Source organism: Klebsiella sp. HN106 (assembly GCF_051209435.1).
GTDB lineage: Bacteria > Pseudomonadota > Gammaproteobacteria > Enterobacterales > Enterobacteriaceae > Klebsiella > Klebsiella oxytoca.
Genome location: NZ_JBLURD010000002.1, coordinates 623,975 through 642,679 on the forward strand (window position 1 = coordinate 623,975; position 18,705 = coordinate 642,679).

The 18,705-nt window shown below is 58.2% G+C and carries 17 protein-coding genes; 9 read left to right on the plus strand and 8 right to left on the minus strand.

From position 1 onward, the window contains the following. Window positions 1-10: 10 nt before the first annotated feature. A complete protein-coding gene (locus tag ACSIPU_RS09530) occupies window positions 11-940 on the minus strand; it encodes a LysR substrate-binding domain-containing protein (RefSeq protein ID WP_435321910.1) in 930 nt (309 codons plus the stop codon). A gap of 171 nt (window positions 941-1,111) precedes the next feature. On the opposite strand from ACSIPU_RS09530, the gene ACSIPU_RS09535 reads away from it, so the two are divergent. The 7 genes from ACSIPU_RS09535 to ACSIPU_RS09565 are packed head-to-tail and all read left to right on the plus strand — an operon-like array spanning window position 1,112 to window position 7,581. Then, the gene (locus ACSIPU_RS09535) at window positions 1,112-2,062 is read left to right on the plus strand and encodes a branched-chain amino acid ABC transporter permease (protein WP_032705050.1); all 951 of its coding nucleotides are present in this window, start codon (window positions 1,112-1,114) and stop codon (window positions 2,060-2,062) included. Between the two features lie 10 nt (window positions 2,063-2,072). Next, window positions 2,073-3,179 (plus strand): branched-chain amino acid ABC transporter permease, encoded by a 1,107-nt coding sequence (locus ACSIPU_RS09540; RefSeq protein ID WP_126488695.1) that lies wholly within the window; start codon window positions 2,073-2,075, stop codon window positions 3,177-3,179. After that, entirely contained in the window at window positions 3,176-3,943 is a 768-nt protein-coding gene (locus ACSIPU_RS09545; protein WP_016809094.1) for an ABC transporter ATP-binding protein, read from the plus strand. Before ACSIPU_RS09540 ends, ACSIPU_RS09545 begins: the two co-directional genes overlap by 4 nt. Beyond that, window positions 3,936-4,655 (plus strand): ABC transporter ATP-binding protein, encoded by a 720-nt coding sequence (locus tag ACSIPU_RS09550; RefSeq protein WP_049593427.1) that lies wholly within the window; start codon window positions 3,936-3,938, stop codon window positions 4,653-4,655. Before ACSIPU_RS09545 ends, ACSIPU_RS09550 begins: the two co-directional genes overlap by 8 nt. A gap of 27 nt (window positions 4,656-4,682) precedes the next feature. Next, window positions 4,683-5,840: a branched-chain amino acid ABC transporter substrate-binding protein gene (locus ACSIPU_RS09555; protein WP_196557728.1), complete on the plus strand. Its 1,158-nt coding sequence runs from the start codon at window positions 4,683-4,685 to the stop codon at window positions 5,838-5,840. A gap of 17 nt (window positions 5,841-5,857) precedes the next feature. Beyond that, the gene (locus ACSIPU_RS09560) at window positions 5,858-6,340 is read left to right on the plus strand and encodes an L-2-amino-thiazoline-4-carboxylic acid hydrolase (protein WP_004099867.1); all 483 of its coding nucleotides are present in this window, start codon (window positions 5,858-5,860) and stop codon (window positions 6,338-6,340) included. Next, on the plus strand, window positions 6,337-7,581 hold the full coding sequence (locus ACSIPU_RS09565) for a Zn-dependent hydrolase (protein ID WP_196557726.1): 1,245 nt from the start codon (window positions 6,337-6,339) through the stop codon (window positions 7,579-7,581). The genes ACSIPU_RS09560 and ACSIPU_RS09565 overlap by 4 nt, the downstream gene beginning before the upstream one ends. A 45-nt stretch (window positions 7,582-7,626) precedes the next feature. Here ACSIPU_RS09565 and ACSIPU_RS09570 read toward each other — a convergent pair whose 3' ends face one another. The 4 genes from ACSIPU_RS09570 to ACSIPU_RS09585 all read right to left on the minus strand — a co-directional run bounded on the left by ACSIPU_RS09570 (window position 7,627) and on the right by ACSIPU_RS09585 (window position 12,570). After that, window positions 7,627-8,649, minus strand: a complete 1,023-nt coding sequence (locus tag ACSIPU_RS09570) for an ABC transporter permease (protein WP_024273870.1) — start codon at window positions 8,647-8,649, stop codon at window positions 7,627-7,629. Between the two features lie 19 nt (window positions 8,650-8,668). Continuing rightward, a complete protein-coding gene (locus tag ACSIPU_RS09575; RefSeq protein ID WP_196557724.1) occupies window positions 8,669-10,153 on the minus strand; it encodes a sugar ABC transporter ATP-binding protein in 1,485 nt (494 codons plus the stop codon). Between the two features lie 24 nt (window positions 10,154-10,177). Next, on the minus strand, window positions 10,178-11,101 hold the full coding sequence (locus ACSIPU_RS09580; RefSeq protein WP_004099858.1) for a sugar ABC transporter substrate-binding protein: 924 nt from the start codon (window positions 11,099-11,101) through the stop codon (window positions 10,178-10,180). Window positions 11,102-11,550: 449 nt separating this feature from the next. Next, entirely contained in the window at window positions 11,551-12,570 is a 1,020-nt protein-coding gene (locus ACSIPU_RS09585) for a LacI family DNA-binding transcriptional regulator (protein WP_004111094.1), read from the minus strand. A 103-nt stretch (window positions 12,571-12,673) separates the two neighbouring features. Here ACSIPU_RS09585 and ACSIPU_RS09590 point away from each other — a divergent pair, with 103 nt between their 5' ends. Continuing rightward, window positions 12,674-13,681 carry a Gfo/Idh/MocA family oxidoreductase gene (locus tag ACSIPU_RS09590; RefSeq protein ID WP_115239862.1) on the plus strand — a complete coding sequence of 336 codons (1,008 nt, stop codon included), beginning with the start codon at window positions 12,674-12,676 and terminating at the stop codon, window positions 13,679-13,681. A gap of 43 nt (window positions 13,682-13,724) precedes the next feature. On the opposite strand, the gene ACSIPU_RS09595 is transcribed toward ACSIPU_RS09590, so the two are convergent. Continuing rightward, window positions 13,725-14,756, minus strand: a complete 1,032-nt coding sequence (locus tag ACSIPU_RS09595; protein ID WP_196557722.1) for a Gfo/Idh/MocA family protein — start codon at window positions 14,754-14,756, stop codon at window positions 13,725-13,727. A gap of 161 nt (window positions 14,757-14,917) precedes the next feature. Here ACSIPU_RS09595 and ACSIPU_RS09600 point away from each other — a divergent pair, with 161 nt between their 5' ends. After that, a complete protein-coding gene (locus ACSIPU_RS09600) occupies window positions 14,918-15,790 on the plus strand; it encodes an extended-spectrum class A beta-lactamase OXY-2-12 (protein ID WP_063864548.1) in 873 nt (290 codons plus the stop codon). Window positions 15,791-16,362: 572 nt separating this feature from the next. Here the strand turns inward: ACSIPU_RS09600 and ACSIPU_RS09605 are convergent. Both ACSIPU_RS09605 and lysS read right to left on the minus strand, forming a co-directional pair. After that, window positions 16,363-16,776 carry a hypothetical protein gene (locus ACSIPU_RS09605; protein ID WP_032727904.1) on the minus strand — a complete coding sequence of 138 codons (414 nt, stop codon included), beginning with the start codon at window positions 16,774-16,776 and terminating at the stop codon, window positions 16,363-16,365. Window positions 16,777-17,111: 335 nt separating this feature from the next. Next, window positions 17,112-18,629 carry a lysine--tRNA ligase gene (gene lysS, locus ACSIPU_RS09610; protein ID WP_016808758.1) on the minus strand — a complete coding sequence of 506 codons (1,518 nt, stop codon included), beginning with the start codon at window positions 18,627-18,629 and terminating at the stop codon, window positions 17,112-17,114. Between the last annotated feature and the right edge of the window lie 76 nt (window positions 18,630-18,705).

Genomic DNA, 18,705 nt, shown 5'->3' on the forward strand with positions numbered 1-18,705 from the left:
TAAGTAAATATCAGCCGAAGGCCTGCTGACGAAGCCAGCTTTGTAATAGTTTGCCATTGGGGGTCATCTCGCTATCCAGGCGCACGCAGAGATAATAATCCCGGCCATCATCTATTGCCGCATCGAAGATTTTCACCAGCTCGCCGCTCTTCAGATAGGGAGCGATCAGCGGCTCGCGCATTAGCGCACAGCCCAACCCGGCCTGTACGCCCGCCAGGGTTAGCAGACCATCCTCAAACATCGGCCCGGTCGATCGCGGCGGGCGCTTCACTCCCTGCTGCACAAACCACTGGTTCCACGTGGTGCGCTCCTCATCATGCAGCAGCGGCATCTGTAACAGCTGTTCCGGGGTATCAATATGCCCATGGAGGCGGAGAAAAGCCTGACTGCATACCGGAACCATTCTGCCGGAGATCAGCTTTTCGCTTTGATAGCCTACCCAGTGACCGTTGCCAAAGCGGATCGACATATCGGAAGCGTCGCTAAGATAGTTGCGGTGGTTGGCGTAAACCACGTTGATTTCGGTATGCGGATTCGCGTGCACGAATGACGGCAGCCGGGGAATAAACCAGCCCATGCCAAACAGCGGGATCAGGCTGATCGTCACCTGCTGGGTTTGCACCTGATCGACCAGGTGCTCAGTGGCCTGACGCAGCACGTTAAACGCCGCGCGGATCGAGCGGTAATACTCCCGCCCCTGCTGGCTGAGGGTCAGCCGTCGCCCCTGACGTTCGGTGAGCGGGATCTGCAAATAGCCTTCCAGCACTTTGAGCTGATGGCTGACCGCCGAGGGCGATATCGCCAGCTCCTGCGCCGCCAGGGTTACGCTGCCGAGGCGTGCGATCGCCTCGAAGGCGCGCACCGCCCGCAGCGGGGGATCGTTGGCCAACGTACTCTCCGACCAGCTAACCGGCCCCTCTGATTGTTCTGTTTTTTTCATATGTTGATTTTCTTAGCGCATTTCGCTATCCGATGCATTATTTAATTATATTTAAAATCATAAAGATAGTTAACCACACATTTATAATAAGAAAGAATATATGCGTATTTTACAATTTAATTCATTTGTTGGATGGTAGCTATTATTTGAGCATCTTGTCGGAACAATCAGTTGGACACACTCATACAACAAATCATCAACGGGGTCATGCTCGGCAGCATCTACGCCCTGATCGCGCTCGGCTACACCATGGTGTACGGCATCCTGCGCATTATTAACTTTGCCCACGGCGATATTCTGATGGTCGGCGCGTTGACCACGCTTTCCGGGATGCACGCGCTGAACGCCCATTTCCCCACTTTGCCGCCGCTGGCGCAGCTGGGGCTGGCGCTGCTGCTGGCCATGGCGGTCTGCGCCCTGCTGGCGATGGCGGTCGAACGCTTTGCCTACCGCCGCCTGCGTAACGCCCCGCGCCTGGCGCCGCTGATCTCCGGGATCGGCGTCTCGGTACTGCTGCAAACCGTGGCAATGATCGTCTGGTCGCGTAATCCGCTGATGTTCCCGCAGATCCTGTCAATGGATGCCATCGCCGTGACCCACGGCAGCGCAGCGCATCCACCGGCTCTCGTTACCGTCACCGGTATCGTCACCGTCGCGCTGGCCTTCGCGGTAATGCTTGGCTTGTGGCTGCTGGTGGAGTACACCCGTTTAGGTCGCGGTATGCGCGCGGTAGCGGAAAATCCGCGTATCGCCACGCTAATGGGCGTTAACCCTAACGCAATTATCGCCCTCACTTTCGCCATCGGCGGCATATTCGCCGCGCTCGCTGGCGTCATGATGGCCAGCAACTACGGCAATGCCAGCTTCTCCATGGGCTTTCTGCCCGGCATTAAAGCCTTTACCGCCGCGGTACTCGGCGGCATCGGTAATATTCGCGGCGCGATGATCGGCGGCCTGCTGCTGGGCCTTATCGAATCTCTTGGCGCAGGCTATCTCGGGGACCTGACCCACGGCGTCTTCGGCAGCAACTACCAGGATATCTTCGCCTTTATGGTGCTGATCCTGGTGCTGGTCTTCCGCCCGGCCGGTTTGCTCGGCGAACGCGTCGCGCACCGGGCTTAGGAGAAAAATCATGACAACGGCACAACTCGATACGCCTGTCGTCTCCCGCCGCTTCTGGACCGGGATGACCCTGTTGGTCTGCGCGCTGCTGGTCGCGCCGATGGTCGCCAGCCAGCTCGGCGGCAACTACTGGGTGCGGGTCATCGACTTCGCCCTGCTCTACGTTATGCTGGCGCTGGGGCTGAATATTGTGGTCGGCTACACCGGCCTGCTGGATATGGGCTTTATCGCCTTTTACGCCGTCGGCGCGTATCTGGCGGCGCTGCTGGCCTCGCCGCATCTGCTGGACGTCTTCCCGATTTTAAATAGCTGGTTTCCGGACGGCCTGCACACCTCCTGGCTGGTGATTATTCCGCTCGCCGCGCTGGTGGCGGCAGGCTGCGGTATCGTGCTGGGCGCGCCGACGCTCAAGCTGCGCGGCGACTATCTGGCCATCGTCACCCTCGGGTTCGGTGAAATTATTCGCATCCTGATGCGCAACCTCGACCGTCCGGTCAACATCACCAACGGCGCAAAAGGCATTTCCGGGGTCGATTCGCTGAATCTGTTCGGCCTCAAGTTTAGCGGCGTCTATCACTGGTTTGGTTTTAAAGTCCCGGCGCTGTGGCTGTGGTACTACCTGCTGATGCTGGCGATCGTGGCGATTATTTTCGTCTGCCTGCGGCTACAGCATTCACGCATTGGTCGGGCCTGGCACGCGATCCGCGAGGACGAAGACGTCGCCCGCGCGATGGGCATCAACCTGCGTAATTACAAACTGCTGGCTTTCGCTATCGGCGCCTCATTCGGCGGCGTGGCGGGCGCGCTGTTCGGCGCATTTCAGGGCTTTGTTTCGCCGGAATCCTTTACCCTGCAGGAGTCGATTGCGGTCCTGGCGATGGTGGTGCTGGGCGGGATGGGGCACATCCCCGGCGTGATCCTCGGCGCGGTGCTGCTGACCGCGCTGCCGGAACTGCTGCGCAGCCAGGCGGCGCCGGTACAGCAGGCGCTGTTTGGCGAAGTGCTGATTGACCCGGAAGTATTGCGCCAGCTGTTCTACGGTCTGGCGCTGGTGCTGGTCATGCTGCTGCGCCCGCAGGGCATCTGGCCCGCGCGACATCAAGGAGCAAAAGCATGAGCCTGTTAAGCGTACGCCATATGACCAAGCGTTTCGGCGGTCTGACGGCGGTCGACAACGTATCGCTGAGCATCAACGAGGGCGAAATCTACGGCCTGATTGGCCCCAACGGCGCGGGAAAAACCACCTGTTTTAATCTGATTACCGGGCTTTACCCGGCGGACAGCGGCGAGTTCGCTATCGGCGGCGAAGCCTATTTTCCGAAGAATATTGAGAAAGTGACCGCCGCAGGGATCGCCCGCACTTTTCAGAACGTGCGGCTGTTTAACGACATGTCGGTGCTGGAGAACGTAATGGTGGGCCGCCACGTGCGCACCCGTAATGGTCTGTGGGCCGCGCTCTCCCGCCATAAACGCGCCCGCGCCGAGGAAGCGCAAACCCGCGAGCTGGCCTGGCACCTGCTGGATTATACCGGTATCGCGCAGTTCGCCCACTACCGCGCCTGCGACCTCGCCTACGGCCACCAGCGGCGGCTGGAGATCGCCCGCGCGCTGGCGACCGATCCGCGCCTGTTAGCGCTGGATGAACCAGCGGCCGGGATGAACGCCGCTGAGAAGATGGCCCTTGGCGAACTGCTGCTGCGTATTCGCGACGACGGCAAAACGCTGCTGATGATTGAGCATGACGTCAAGCTGGTGATGGGGATCTGCGATCGCCTGATGGTGCTGGATTACGGCAAAACGTTAACCAGCGGCACGCCGGATAGCGTACGCCGCGATCCGGCGGTGATCGCCGCCTGGCTGGGAGGCAGCGCCCATGTCTGATTTATTAACCGTTAACCAGCTTAGCGTCCACTACGGCGGCATCCAGGCGGTGCGCGACGTCTCATTCAGCGTGAAAGCGGGCGAGCAGACCACGCTTATCGGCGCCAACGGCGCGGGCAAAAGCTCCACCGTCCGCGCCATTACCGGGCTGGAACCCTTTAGCGGCGAAATTCTGTTTAACGGCAAACCGATACGCAAACGTCGGGCCGAATCCCTGCTGCGCGAAGGACTCGTGATGGTGCCGGAAGGACGCGGCATCTTTGCGCGCATGACGGTGCTGGAAAACCTGCAAATGGGCGCCTGGCTCCGACGCGACGCGACGGCGGTAAAACAGGAGATGCGCGCCATCTTCGCTAATTTCCCGCGCCTCGCCGAACGCCAGCATCAGCTGGCGGGGCTGCTCTCCGGCGGCGAACAGCAGCTGCTGGCGCTCAATCGCGCCCTGCTCAGCCAGCCGCGCCTGCTGATCCTCGACGAGCCGTCAATGGGCCTGGCGCCGCTGATGGTCGAGAACATTTTTCGCGTTATCGCCACCCTGCGCCAGCGCGGCGTCGCGCTGTTGCTGATCGAGCAGAACGCACGCCTGGCGCTGGAGGCGACCGACAGCGCCTGGGTGATGGACAGCGGCAGCATCGTCGAGCGAGGTCAGTCGCAAACGCTGCTGGCCGACGATCGTATTGCACAGATTTATTTGGGCGAAATGCCCGTTTAACACACCAACCAGCATCAGGGAAAAACAATGAAAACCGTAAAAATCAGTGCGCTCAGCGCCGCTATTCTGCTCAGTGGTTTTGCCTCATCCGCCGCGTGGTCTGCGGCCAGCGAAACCGTCATTATCGGCCTTGCTGGCCCGCTGACCGGCCCTTCCGCGCGTATCGGCAAGGACCTGGAAAACGGCGCGCAGCTGGCGATTGACGATATCAACAAGCAGCAGCCGACTATCGGCGGCAAAGCGGTGACCTTCAAGCTGCAATCGGAAGACGATCAGTCCGATCCGCGCACCGCCGTTGCCGTCGCCCAGCGCCTGGTAGATAGCGGCGTCGCGGGCGTCGTCGGTCACTGGAATACCGGCACCAGCATCCCTGCCGCGCGGGTTTACCATGATGCGGGCATCGCCCAGGTTGCGCCGGTCGCCACCGGGCACGCCTATACCAAACAGGGCTTCGATACCAGCTTCCGCGTGATGGGCCACGATGATGACGGTGGCCAGTTTGCCGGGCAGTACGCGGTGCAAACCCTGAAGGCCAAACGCATTGCGGTTATCGATGACCGTACCGCCTTCGGCCAGGGGCTGGCGGATGAGTTTATTAAGTCGCTGGAAGCGCAGGGAATCAACATCGTCGACCGCCAGTACGTCGATGACAAAACCGTCGACTTCAGCGCCGTGCTGACCGCTATCCGCAGCAAAAACGCCGACCTGATTTTCTTTGGCGGCGTCGATAGTCAGGCCGCCCCGCTGGCGCGCCGCATCAAACAGCTGGGCATGAACGCCACCCTGATGGGCGCAGGCGGCTTCGTTAGCCAGACCTTCCTCCAGCTGGCGCAAAAAGAGGGCGACGGCGTGGTGGCGCTGGAGCCGGGGCTGCCGGTTGAACAGATGCCGGGCGGTAAAGCCTTTGAGCAGGCGTATCAGTCGCGCTATCACACCCATATCGAGCTGCACGCGCCGTTCGCCTATGACGCGACCCGCGTGCTGGTCGCGGCAATGGAAAAAGCCGACTCCGTCGATCCCGCCGACTATCTGCCCGCCCTGCGCGCCATTAACTACGCCGGCGTGACCGGACAAATCGCCTTTGATAAAGAGGGCAACCTGAGATCGCCAACCTTTACCGTTTATAAAGTCGTCGACGGCAAATGGCAGCCGCAAACCGTACTCGGCGGCGCAACAACGAAGTAACGCAGTGAGGCAATGTGATGAGTGATAATAACGAGCTGGGCATTCTCGCCCGCCGCAAAATTGAAGCAGAAATAATCAAGCCGATTTACGACATCCTGGTGCGGGAGATAGGTAAGGCTCGCGCCCAGGCGGTCATCGGCGAAGCGATTGAAAACGCTGCGATTGAGGCGGGGAAAGCCTTTGCCCGCCAGGAGCCGAACGGCGCGGATATTCGCAGCTTTGTCGCCCTGCAGTATCTGTGGGAAAAAGATAACGCCCTGGAGGTCAAGGTACTGGACGCCGACGACCAGCAGTATAACTACAACGTCAACCGCTGCCGCTACGCCGAGATGTACCACGAAATGGGCCTCGGCGAGATTGGCCATCTGCTCTCCTGCGCCCGCGACGATAAGTTTATCGTCGGCTATGCCCCGGATGTGGAGCTGACCCGTACCACCACCATTATGCAGGGCGGAAAGTGCTGCGACTTCCGCTATCGCGTGAAAAAGGATAAGCCATGATAACCGTCAACGGCGCACGTCTGTGGTCGACGCTCAACGAGATGGCGCAACTCGGCGCCACGCCGGCGGGCGGCGTGACCCGACTGGCGCTTAGCGAAGAGGACCGCCAGGCGCGCAATCTGCTGCGCCAGTGGGCGCGTGAAGCTGGTTTCCCCAGCGAAGTCGACAGTATGGGGAATATGTTTATTCGCCGCCGCGGTAAACATTCGCATCTGCCCCCGGTGTTGACCGGTTCGCACGTCGATTCCCAACCGCTCGGCGGCCGCTATGACGGCATTTACGGCGTCCTCGCCGGGCTGGAGGCGCTGCGCACGCTGAACGACCGCGGCATTGCGACCGAACGCGATATCGTGCTGGTGAACTGGACCAACGAAGAAGGGGCGCGCTTTGCCCCGGCGATGCTGGCGTCCGGCGTCTGGGCCGGGCAGTTTAGCGAGTCCTTCGCGCTCGCCCGCGAAGATCGCGACGGCATCAGCGTCGGCGAGGCGCTGGAGGCTATCGGCTATCGCGGGGAGCGTCCTGCCGCCGCCTGCCCGCTCCACGCCTGCTACGAAGTGCATATCGAACAGGGGCCGATTCTGGAAGAAGAAGGCGTTGATATCGGCCTCGTTCACGCGGCAATGGGCCAGCGCTGGTTCAACGTCACCCTGGAGGGCTTTTCCGCCCACGCCGGAACCACGCCGATGGGCAGCCGCCGCGACGCGCTGACCGCCTTCGCCGAGCTGGCGCTGGCGGTGGAGCAAATCGGCATCGCCCATAATCCAGACGGGCGCGCGACTATCGGGATGGCGCAGGTCATTCCGGGATCGCGCAACGTAGTACCGGGAGGCGTGGCGTGCAGCGTCGAATTTCGTCATCCGCAATCCCCGGCGCTGGAAGCCATGGAACGGGCGCTGCATCGCGCCGCTGAAGCGCTGGCGGCGCGGGGCGTGGCGGCAAACGTCGAGCGCATTTTTGATTATGCGCCCATTGCTTTTGATCGCGAGTGTCTGGCGCGCAGCCAGCGAGCGGCGGACGAACTGGGCTATAGCGCGCGAACCATTGTCTCCGGCGCCGGTCACGATACCTGCTATATCAGCAAGGTCGCGCCCGCCAGCATGATTTTCATTCCCTGCGAGAAGGGAATTAGCCATAACGAGGCGGAAAATATTCTGCCCGCGTGGGCCGAGAAAGGGGCTAACGTGCTGCTCAACAGTTTACGCCTTGCCGCCGATGAGCTGCCCGCTCGCAGCGCGAAGTAAAACGCGATACAGCCCACGCCAGCCAGGGCCGTGGGCTATTGCCGATCAATGCTTTTTGCGGTTGCGGCGCATATCGATAGTCACCGCCGCGACGATAATGATGCCTTTAATAATATCCTGCACGTAGGCGTCAACGCCGACAAAGGTAAACCCGCTCTTAATCAGGCCGAGGATCATGGCGCCGATTAAAGTGCCGGTTATGCGCCCTACCCCGCCCATCAGGCTGCTGCCGCCGATAACCGCCGCGGCGATCGCATCCAGCTCGTAGGACATTCCCATGCTCGACTGGCCGCTGCTGACGCGCGCCGCCAGCACTACGCCTGCAAGGCCGGAGAGCGCCCCGGCGATGGTATAGACGATCACCAGGTATTTATTCACGTTGATACCGGAGACCTTCGCCGAGGTCATATTGCCGCCGATAGCATAAACGTATTTACCGTAGCGGGTATGCTTCAGGGCGATGTGGAAGACCGCAGCAACGACGAAGAAAATAATCACCGGCATCGCGCCCTGACCGATGGCGGTGAAGCTGTCGGATAAGAAGCTAATCGGGTTGCCCTGAGTGTAATACTGCGCCAGACCGCGCGCCGACACCATCATCCCCAGGGTGGCAATAAACGGCGGGATGCCGGTGCGGGTCACCAGAAAACCGTTGGTTAAGCCGCACAGAAGACCGACGCCGATGCCGGCGCCAATCGGGATTATCGCCGGCATATTGACCAGCGACGGGAACATCGGCGACAGGCTGTCGGAGGTTTGCGCGAGGCTCGCCGCCACCACGGCGGCGAGCGCGATCACCGAACCGGAGGAGAGGTCAATCCCGGTGGTAATAATGACCTGAGTAACCCCGACTGCGATAATACCGATAATCGCTACCTGTAAAACAATTAATATCAGGCGATTGGTGTTTAATAAAAAGGACTGGTCGCGGACGTACCAGCCGGCAATTTCAAAAGTCAGGGCAATCACCAGCATGACGATAAATATGCCGGTATCTTTCGGCAGCCGGTGGCGTAATTGCCCAAAGAAAGAGGGTTTCTCATCGATCGGGGTCGCCGTTATTTTCATATTGCTCATTCTCTGTGCCTCAATGGGATGCCAACGACAAAATGGTTTCCTGATCGGCGTCCTCTTTATCGAGGATGCCGGTAATCCGTCCTTCATGCATCACCATCACCCGGTCGCTCATCCCGAGAATTTCAGGTAATTCAGAAGAAACCATAATTACCGCCACGCCGCGGTTGGCCAGTTCGCTAATCAGATGATATATTTCCGCTTTCGCCCCGACGTCAATTCCGCGGGTCGGCTCATCGAGAATGAGTATTTTCGGCTGAGCCAGCAGCCAGCGGGCAATAAGCACCTTCTGCTGATTGCCGCCGCTAAGGTTATTAATAATCTGATCCATGGTGGGGGTTTTAATATTCAGGCGGCGGATCTGCTCCATACAGTCCTCGGCCATTTTTAGGTGCTGAACAAAACCGGTTTTACCGATATATTCCGGCATTTTGACGATACTCATATTCTCCAGCACCGACAGTACGAGGAACAGGCCGGACTTTTTGCGGTCTTCCGTCAGCAGCGCCATCCCTTTTTCAATCGCCGTTGAAGGCGAATCAATAGTGACCGGCACACCGTCAATCAGCACTTCGCCGCTATCGGCTTTCTCCATGCCGAACAGGCTTTCCATCACTTCGCTGCGCCCGGCCCCCACCAGCCCCGCCACGCCGAGGATCTCCCCGCGGCGCACGCTAAAGTTGATATCGCGAAAGACCCCCTTGCGCGACAGGTTGCGCACGGTCAGCACCTCTTCGCCAATGGTATTATTGAATTTGGGAAAGAGCTGGGTAAGCTCCCGCCCGACCATCCGGGTAATCAGCGACTGGCGGGTAAACTCGGTGGTAGGTTGACTTCCTACCCAGGTGCCGTCGCGAAATACGCTGATCTCATCGGTAATGGTGAAAATTTCATCCATCTTATGGCTAATATAAATAATGGCTTTTCCCTGCTGGCGTAAATCGCGAATAATGGTAAACAGATGCGCCACTTCGCTCTCGGTTAATGCCGAGGTCGGTTCGTCCATAATCACAATATCCGCATTCCACGAAACCGCTTTGGCAATCTCCACCATCTGCTGGGCGGCGATGCTTAATTCCCCTACCAGGCGATCGGCGGATAAACGAATATTCAGTTTATTCAGTAGTTCCTGAGTCTGCCGGGCAAGCTGGCGATGATCGACGAAACCGTATTTCATCGGCTCGCGGCCGAGCCAGATATTTTCCGCCACCGTCATATGCGGTACCAGATTAAGCTCCTGATGGATCATCGAGATCCCGGAGCGCAGCGCGTCCATCGTATCCTGAAACTGGACCGGCTCCCCTTTGACGCGGATCGCGCCCTTATCGGGACGGTAGATCCCGATCAGGCATTTCATCAGCGTGGATTTCCCGGCGCCGTTTTCGCCCATCAGCGCGTGCACCGTCCCCGGACGCACGCGTAATGAGACGTTGTCGAGCGCCTTCACGCCGGGGAAGAATTTGCTGATCCCTTCGGCTTCAAGTGCAAAAGCGTTCATACTTCACCTCCGTACCCTGAATGACTATTTCTGGTTGCGATTGATGAATTCAGCCATGTTGTCTTTGGTGATCAGCTGGTAAGGGACGTCGATGACCTTTTCCACTTTTTCGCCATTGGCCAGCTTAATAGCGGCATCTACCGCGCCTTCGCCCTGCCCTTTGGCATCCTGGAAAATCGTGGCGATCATCTTGCCGTTTTTAAGCATTTGCAGGGCATCTGGCGTCCCGTCCACCCCGGCAATCAGGATATGGTTGGGGTTTTTCCCCAGCGCCTGCAGCGCGCCGATGGCCATTTCATCGTTATTGGAGGCGATCGCCTGAATGTCTTCGCCGCTGGTCATCCAGTTGCTGACTACGTCAACGGCGTCGTTACGCATAAATTTGGCGGTCTGCTTCTGCACGATTTTGATATCGGGGTATTTCGCCACCACCTCTTCGACCCCTTTGGTCCGGTCGCGGGTCGATTCATTCGCCAGGTCGCCGAGCAGAATGGCGACGTTGCCCTTGCCGTTCATCGCTTTGGCTAGCGCTTCCATCTGTAAGCGCCCCGCCAGCACGGAGTCGGAGCCGACGTAGGCCATTTTATCGGTCAGCTGCGCCTGCGGACGACGGTTAACGAAGATCAGCGGAATGCCCGCTTTGGTCGCCTGGTCCATAATCGGTTTGACCGCGTTGGTATCGACCGGGTTAACGATAATGGCGTCGACGCCCTGGCCAATAAAATTCTGCACCTGCTGTAGCTGCTGCGAGACGTCGCCCTTCGCATCTTCCATCTGTGACTTCACGCCCTCTTTTTGCATCTCTTTTTGCATGGCGGTGCGCAGAATGGTCAGGAAGTTGTCATCAAAAAGCGCCATAGAAACACCGACCGAAATATCTTTCGCCATCACGACCGCTGGCAGCATGCAGGCTATCAAAGAGGCAACAACCGTTTTCTTGATATTCATAGTTGATCCTTTATTCACAGGTACATCGGTTAGGTAAGGTAAAATGAAAAATTAGTTTCATTAATTGTGCATTAAGCGCCTGCTTTTTCAGCGTTTCGGAAAAACAGGCTTCGCGCTACGTCATTTTTTAATGCCGACCGCCATCACAAAATTCAGTTGTTTTAAAATGATTTTCTGAAACATCAGTCCATTTATAACGAGGTGAAAATTACAGACCGTTTATTTCATTAACAACGCATATGAAACGTTTATAAGTAAATAACCGAAATGAAAATTTTAAAACTGCGTGTTAACAGAACTTTGACACACATCTAACATTGACGCATAAATGCGCAAAAAATGAGAGGCAGGCGACGGTTTGCCGCCCGGCGCGGCGATAGCGGCAGCGGTTTAAAACGGGACAGGAGATACGGTGTAAAAAGGGATGTCGCCCGGCAGGCCGCGAGCGCTCAGTCGACGTTTTCAGCGCTATAGAGGATAAACTCGACCTTGCCGTCACGAAAGAGATGGGGCTGATAGCCGGTTTCCAGGTGGCGCAGGGCCAGCTCCACCGCCAGCCTGGCATGCTGATGAGGATTTTGATCGACCGTCAACGCCATCCCACCCTGCGCCAGCTGTTCGCGGGTGGTGCTATAGCGTTCATGAGTAATCCAACAGCACTTACCATAACGGCGATGGCGGGCCAGCGCCTGCGCCACCAGACTATTGCCCAGACCGGTATTGTAGATGCCCACCGCGTCGCGGTTACGGTTCAGAGCTTCTTCCAGCAAACGGTCGATCCGCTGCCGGTTATCCTCACCCGCCAGCACCTCACCAAGCTGCAGATGCGGAAAGCGCTGGCTTATCACCTCGCGAAATCCCTGAATCCGCGAGCGGTGGGCGCTGAAATCCTGACGACCGCTGAGCATCAACACTTCCCCGGGCTGATGGGCCATCAGCCCCATCATCATGCCCGCGGTACGTCCCGCCTGCTGCTGATCGATTCCCACGTGGCAAAGCCTCTGCGCGCCGGGCAGGTCGGTGACCAGCGTAATTACCGGTACGTTTGCTTCGCGACACTGGCGCAGGGCTTCGTAGACCAGCGGATGTTCGTTGCCGAAGACAATTATCGCATGGCGCTTTTTACTGCTGCGAAGAAGGCTTTTCGCCAGTTTTTCCGGGGAGGATTCCGCCACCAGCGTGCGGTGCAGCGTCAGTCGGCGATAGCCAAGGCTATCCGCCACGTCGGCGAAATCCTGCGTCAGGCGAGAGAAAAAGCGCGAGTCGTTAGCGCTCAGGAACACTTCGATTTGCCACGGCAGACGACGTTCTTCCGGCAAAATACGCTTTAAACCGGCTTCACGCGCCGCCTGCAGCACCCGGCGCGTGGTTTCCGGCGACACGCCGCCGCGTTCGTTAAGCACCCGGTCAACCGTCGCCACGCCCACGCCGATCCGTTTAGCCAGCGCCGCCAGTGAAATGCTTTTCATCGTTCCCCTCACCCATGATGGAAATCCATCAAAACGCCCGTGTTGGTCAGTGTAGCAAACAGATTAATTTGGCAACGCTAAATCCCTCTTTCTGGAGAACAAAATGACCTGCATTCGTTTTGCGTTATTAGGCAGCGGTTTTATAGGCCAGGTTCACGCCGCCAACCTCGCTCGCCATGAGCGAACCGTTCTGGCCATGGTGGCAGACGCCGAGCCCGAGCGGGCGAAAACGCTGGCCTCCCGCTACGGCGCGCGGGCAACCACCGTCGCCGAGGCCATCAGTAGCGATGCCATTGATGCGGTGCTCATCGCCAGCTCGACCCCTTCACATGCGGAACTGCTGGAGGCCGCCGCGCGCGCCGGGAAGGCCGTTTACTGCGAAAAACCGATCGACCTTTCGCTGGCCCGCGCGCGCCAGGTTGTCGACAGGGTTTTGCCGCTCGGCGTGCCGGTGACCGTGGGCTTTAACCGCCGCTTTGACGCCAGCCACCAGCAGCTGCGTCGCCAGGTCGAGGCTGGCGTTATCGGTAAAATTGAACTGGTGCAGATGGTGTGCCGGGCATCGGTTATGCCGCCGCTGGCGTATCTGCGCAGCTCCGGCGGCCAGATGCGCGACCAGGCAATCCACTTTTTCGATCTGCTGCGTTTTCTTACCGGCGATGAAGTGACAACGGTTGCCGCCATGGGAGAGGCGCTGGCGCTGCCGGAACTCGCCGGGATCGGCGATGTCGATACCTCCATTCTCATGCTGCGGATGCGCGGCGGCGCGCTGGCGCAGCTGGACAACACCCGGCGCACCGGCCACGGCTACGATGAACGCATCAGCCTGCTCGGCCCAGAGGGCGTGCTGGAGTCCGGCAGTCAGGCCTCGCGCGGCGTGACGCTGTGGCAGGGAGCGCGCTGCATTCAGCCCGGCCTCTATCCGGACTGGTTCAGCCGCGTCGAGGAGTCGTACTACGCGCATCTGGATGCTTTTGTCCGCTCGCCAGGCGGAGAAGAGGAGCCGGACCTGCCGGGGCTGCTGGACGGGCTGCGGGCGCAGGCTATCGCCGAAGCCGCCGTGCTTTCCCTGCAGCAAGGGCAATTTGTCAGCGTCGAACCGCTGGCGTAAAAAAGCCCCGTATGCGGTCGGCATACGGGGCAACGGCGCGCCGTTAACGCTCCTCGTTAAATATTACGCCAATCTGCCGCCGCACTTCATCCATGACGCTCAGGTTTTCCAGAACTCTGGTCAGCGGGCGAATCGGCGAATCCGTGAGCCCTTGCCCCACGCACCAGGCAAAATGTTCGGCCTGATAAAACAGCTGGTCGTAGCGGTTACGCGGCTCTTCCCAGCGCAGTACCTGTCCCCCCTGGCTGGCGGCGAGGGTAAAATTCCCCGGCGCATAGAATTGCCCGTCAAGGACCAGGGTCGCGTCGCGCCCGGCCACCACCGCGCCGCCCGGCGTATTGCTGAATAGCGTGGTGTTGAGCAATCCCTGTAAGCCGTTTTCCCAGTTAAACAGCATCGAAATTTGCCCATTGATGCCCCTTTGGGCGGGGCGCCCGCGGGCGACAATGTCCTGCGGCACGCCGCCGACCATCACGCTGAATGAGGTCAGATAGCTGCCGAGATCCATCATCGGTCCACCGGCAAGATCGGCATTAAAAATGCGATGATCCGGAGTAAAATATTCACCGTGATCGGCGAGCAGCGTATGCAGATCGCCCAGCACGCCGTCATCCAGCAGCTGGCGAATCACGTCATATTTCGGTGCGTAATCGCACCACATCGCCTCCATCGCCAGCTTCCCCTGTTTCAGGGCTTCTGCTTTTAGCGCCGCGCCTTCCCGCCGGTTCAGCGCAAACGGCTTTTCAATCAGTACATGTTTGCTCGCCTGCAGAACCCGCAGCCCGTCCGGGAAGTGGTGGTTATGCGGGGTGGCAACGTAAACCGCATCAATATCCGGCCGCGCCAGCATCTCATCCACCTGAGCGTAAGCCTGCGGGATCCCCCAGCGGGCGGCAAAGCTGTCGGCCTTTTGTTGCGTCCGCGAGGAGACGGCAACCACCCGCTGGCGGCTGAGCTCTTTTAACGATTTCACAAAGCGCTCGGCAATCCAGCCGGGGCCAATAATGGCCCAGCGCAGCGAGGGGATCGCCGCAGCGGCAGGATGGCGCGGTTTCGGTAACTGTGACGGGAACATAGCGGCTCCTTATTTTTATGGGTCTGGCGAGACACTATAAGCAGGCGCTGGAAGGACAAATATCGAATTGATGATGGAATTCCATCATCAATAAATTGCTTGTCAAAATAACGGGAGTCGCAGATAGTCCGCTGCGACTTATCACTCTCAAGGAATCAGAAATGATAAAAAGTTCGTGGCGTAAAATTGCAATGCTAGCCGCCGCCGTTCCACTGCTGTTGGCGAGCGGCGCACTGTGGGCCAGTACCGATGCTATCCATCAGAAGCTGACAGATCTCGAGAAGCGTTCAGGCGGCAGGTTGGGCGTGGCGCTAATCAACACGGCAGATAATTCTCAAATCTTATATCGCGGCGACGAGCGTTTTGCCATGTGCAGCACCAGTAAAGTGATGGCCGCCGCCGCGGTATTAAAACAGAGCGAAAGCAATAAAGAGGTGGTAAATAAAAGGCTGGAGATTAACGCAGCCGATTTGGTGGTCTGGAGTCCGATTACCGAAAAACATCTCCAGAGCGGAATGACGCTGGCTGAGCTAAGCGCGGCGACGCTGCAATATAGCGACAATACGGCGATGAATCTGATCATCGGCTACCTTGGCGGGCCGGAAAAAGTCACCGCCTTCGCCCGCAGTATCGGCGATGCCACCTTTCGTCTCGATCGTACGGAGCCCACGCTGAATACCGCCATCCCGGGCGATGAGCGTGATACCAGCACGCCGCTGGCGATGGCTGAAAGCCTGCGCAAGCTGACGCTTGGCGATGCGCTGGGCGAACAGCAACGCGCCCAGTTAGTCACCTGGCTGAAAGGCAATACCACCGGCGGGCAAAGCATTCGCGCGGGCCTGCCTGAAAGTTGGGTGGTCGGCGATAAAACCGGCGCCGGAGATTACGGCACCACCAATGATATTGCGGTTATCTGGCCGGAAAATCACGCTCCGCTGGTATTAGTCACCTACTTTACCCAGCCGCAGCAGGATGCGAAAAACCGCAAAGAGGTGTTAGCCGCAGCGGCAAAAATCGTGACCGAAGGGCTTTAAGCCGGGAACAGGCCCGTTCTGCAACACTCTGTACTCTGCTCCCGGGGGCGGCGCTCAACGCGCCTTGCCCGGGCTACGGGTTCATTACCGTCTGCGGGCCGGTAACCACCACGATTTACCGACGTCTGCCGTTGGGTAGCCCGGACAGATGCGCAGCATCGCCTCCGGGAAATTCAGCCACTCCGCACTCTGCTCCCGGGGGCGGCGCTCAACGCGCCTTGCCCGGGCTACGGGTTCATTGCCGTCTGCGGACCGGGAGCTTCCATGATTCACCGCCGTCTGCGGGCCGGTAACCACCACGATTTACCGACGTCTGCCGTTGGGTAGCCCGGACAGATGCGCAGCATCGCCTCCGGGAAATTCAGCCACTCCGCACTCTGCTCCCGGGGGCGGCGCTCAACGCGCCTTGCCCGGGCTACGGGTTCATTACCGTCTGCGGACCGGTATCCCCCATAATTCACCGCCGTCTGCGGGCCGGTAACCACCATGATTCACCGACGTCTGCCGTTGGGTAGCCCGGACAGGCGCAACGCGCCGCCTCCGGGACAGCCTGAACAGACAGCCGCCAAATATTAGTCGGTGATTTTAAACGTCAGCGCATAACCGCTGGTTTTACCTTCATCACGCGCGCCGCCCATCTGATAGACCCGCACCGTATATTGACCGCTGACGGCCAGACGCTGCTCAAAGGTATCTCCGCTCATTGAACCGTTATAAATGGCATTATTATCAGGCGCGATAACATTAAAATAAGGATGCGGCCACGGGCTCGTCATGCTGATATGCATCATCTGGCCCGCTTTCGCCACCAGCGTAAAATCATTGACATCGTTCCCGGTCACGGTACTTTTTATTATCGTACCGCTGCTGCCTTTATCAAAATGGACGGCATTACTGTTTATTTTATCACTTGCCATTGATAACACTGACGCTAATAAATAACTTGCACAGATCACGCTGCCAACAATTAGCTTTATTTTTTTCATTTAATTAACACCTTATGTTTTTTATGCGCGCTGTTATAGCATATAAGATGCATGGAGTAAGCTACTTCTAAATAGAGTCCCGTATTTAAGATTTAAAATCCGGAGCGGTATTTTAAAAAATCGCTATGCCTGTTCATCAGAAAAGGGGGGAAATTTCGTACGTAATACAGCCTCGGAGATCGCTGCGATAGTTTTCCTAATCGGAGTCCTGCTCCCTTATAACCTGCTGTAAGGCAGCGGGTTAACTCTTGATGAAATGCGAGTGCAGGATGAAAGTCGCTTTGTAAGTGCTAAAAAACCCCGGCAGGCCGGGGTTTTGCTTTCACGCCACGCAATCACTTCTGCGGGCGCATTGCCGGGAACAGGATCACGTCGCGGATGGTATGGCTGTTGGTAAACAGCATCACCATGCGGTCGATACCAATGCCCAGGCCAGCGGTCGGCGGCAGGCCATATTCCAGCGCGGTGACGTAGTCTTCGTCATAGAACATCGCTTCGTCATCCCCCGCCGCTTTGGCGTTGACCTGATCCTGGAAACGCTGCGCCTGATCTTCCGCATCGTTAAGCTCGCTAAAGCCGTTGCCGATTTCACGCCCACCGATAAAGAACTCGAAGCGGTCGGTGATTTCCGGGTTCACGTCGTTACGGCGCGCCAGCGGCGAAACCTCCGCCGGATACTCGGTGATAAAGGTCGGCTGGATCAGATGCGCTTCCGCGACTTCATCGAAAATTTCGGTGACGATACGCCCCAGTCCCCAGCTCTTCTCAACGTGAATACCGATGGATTCCGCCAGCGCTTTTGCCGCATCGAAGTTATCCAGATCCGCCATCTCGGTTTCCGGACGGTATTTCTTGATCGCTTCGCGCATGGTCAGTTTTTCAAACGGTTTGCCGAAGTCGAACACCTGGTCGCCGTACGGCACTTCGGTTTTACCCAGCACGGTCTGCGCCAGCGTGCGGAACAGAGACTCGGTCAGTTCGATCAGATCTTTATAATCCGCATAGGCCATATAGAGTTCCATCATGGTGAACTCTGGGTTATGACGTACGGAAATACCTTCGTTACGGAAGTTACGGTTGATCTCGAATACCCGTTCAAAGCCGCCGACCACCAGCCGTTTCAGATACAGCTCCGGCGCGATGCGCAGATACATATCCAGATCGAGCGCATTATGATGGGTGATAAACGGACGCGCGGAAGCGCCGCCGGGGATCACCTGCATCATCGGGGTTTCCACTTCCATAAAGCCGCGCGCAACCATGAACTGACGCATGGCGGCGAGGATCTGCGAACGCACCTTGAAGGTGTGGCGCGACTCTTCGTTGGAAATCAGATCCAGATAGCGCTGACGATAGCGCGCTTCCTGATCCTGCAGGCCGTGAAACTTGTCCGGCAGCGGGCGTAATGCCTTGGTCAGCAGGCGCAGCTCGGTACAGTGAATGGAGAGTTCGCCGGTTTGGGTTTTAAACAGCTTACCGCGGGCGGCGATGATGTCGCCGAGATCCCATTTCTTAAACTGTTCGTTGTAGACGCCTTCCGCCAGATCGTCGCGCGCGACGTACAGCTGAATGCGGCCGCCGACGTCCTGTAAAGTAACGAAAGAGGCTTTACCCATAATGCGGCGAGTCATCATGCGGCCAGCCACGGAGACCTCGACATTCAGAGAGGTGAGCTCGTCGTTTTCCTTACCATCGAACTCCGCATGAAGCTGGTCAGAAGTGTGGTCACGGCGAAAATCGTTCGGGAACGCCACGCCCTGCTCGCGCAGCGCGGCCAGTTTTTCACGACGGGTTTTCAGTTCATTATTAAGGTCAATTGCCTCATCGGCACCTTGTGCTTGTTGTTCAGACATGTTGGTTCCTCATAACCCTGCTTGCAAACTTGCTTCGATAATTGAACCAGGTGCTATCCAGCGCGGCCTGTCCCGG

What these genes read in the sequence shown, in the direction of transcription:
- ACSIPU_RS09555 (WP_196557728.1), top strand. Translation starts at nt 4,683, where the DNA reads ATGAAAACCGTAAAAATCAGTGCGCTCAGCGCCGCTATTCTGCTCAGT.
- ACSIPU_RS09605 (WP_032727904.1), bottom strand. Translation starts at nt 16,776, where the DNA reads ATGAAAAAAATAAAGCTAATTGTTGGCAGCGTGATCTGTGCAAGTTAT.
- ACSIPU_RS09530 (WP_435321910.1), bottom strand. Translation starts at nt 940, where the DNA reads ATGAAAAAAACAGAACAATCAGAGGGGCCGGTTAGCTGGTCGGAGAGT.
- ACSIPU_RS09570 (WP_024273870.1), bottom strand. Translation starts at nt 8,649, where the DNA reads ATGAAAATAACGGCGACCCCGATCGATGAGAAACCCTCTTTCTTTGGG.
- ACSIPU_RS09580 (WP_004099858.1), bottom strand. Translation starts at nt 11,101, where the DNA reads ATGAATATCAAGAAAACGGTTGTTGCCTCTTTGATAGCCTGCATGCTG.
- ACSIPU_RS09540 (WP_126488695.1), top strand. Translation starts at nt 2,073, where the DNA reads ATGACAACGGCACAACTCGATACGCCTGTCGTCTCCCGCCGCTTCTGG.
- ACSIPU_RS09600 (WP_063864548.1), top strand. Translation starts at nt 14,918, where the DNA reads ATGATAAAAAGTTCGTGGCGTAAAATTGCAATGCTAGCCGCCGCCGTT.
- ACSIPU_RS09560 (WP_004099867.1), top strand. Translation starts at nt 5,858, where the DNA reads ATGAGTGATAATAACGAGCTGGGCATTCTCGCCCGCCGCAAAATTGAA.
- ACSIPU_RS09565 (WP_196557726.1), top strand. Translation starts at nt 6,337, where the DNA reads ATGATAACCGTCAACGGCGCACGTCTGTGGTCGACGCTCAACGAGATG.
- ACSIPU_RS09595 (WP_196557722.1), bottom strand. Translation starts at nt 14,756, where the DNA reads ATGTTCCCGTCACAGTTACCGAAACCGCGCCATCCTGCCGCTGCGGCG.
- ACSIPU_RS09545 (WP_016809094.1), top strand. Translation starts at nt 3,176, where the DNA reads ATGAGCCTGTTAAGCGTACGCCATATGACCAAGCGTTTCGGCGGTCTG.
- lysS (WP_016808758.1), bottom strand. Translation starts at nt 18,629, where the DNA reads ATGTCTGAACAACAAGCACAAGGTGCCGATGAGGCAATTGACCTTAAT.
- ACSIPU_RS09550 (WP_049593427.1), top strand. Translation starts at nt 3,936, where the DNA reads ATGTCTGATTTATTAACCGTTAACCAGCTTAGCGTCCACTACGGCGGC.
- ACSIPU_RS09585 (WP_004111094.1), bottom strand. Translation starts at nt 12,570, where the DNA reads ATGAAAAGCATTTCACTGGCGGCGCTGGCTAAACGGATCGGCGTGGGC.
- ACSIPU_RS09575 (WP_196557724.1), bottom strand. Translation starts at nt 10,153, where the DNA reads ATGAACGCTTTTGCACTTGAAGCCGAAGGGATCAGCAAATTCTTCCCC.
- ACSIPU_RS09590 (WP_115239862.1), top strand. Translation starts at nt 12,674, where the DNA reads ATGACCTGCATTCGTTTTGCGTTATTAGGCAGCGGTTTTATAGGCCAG.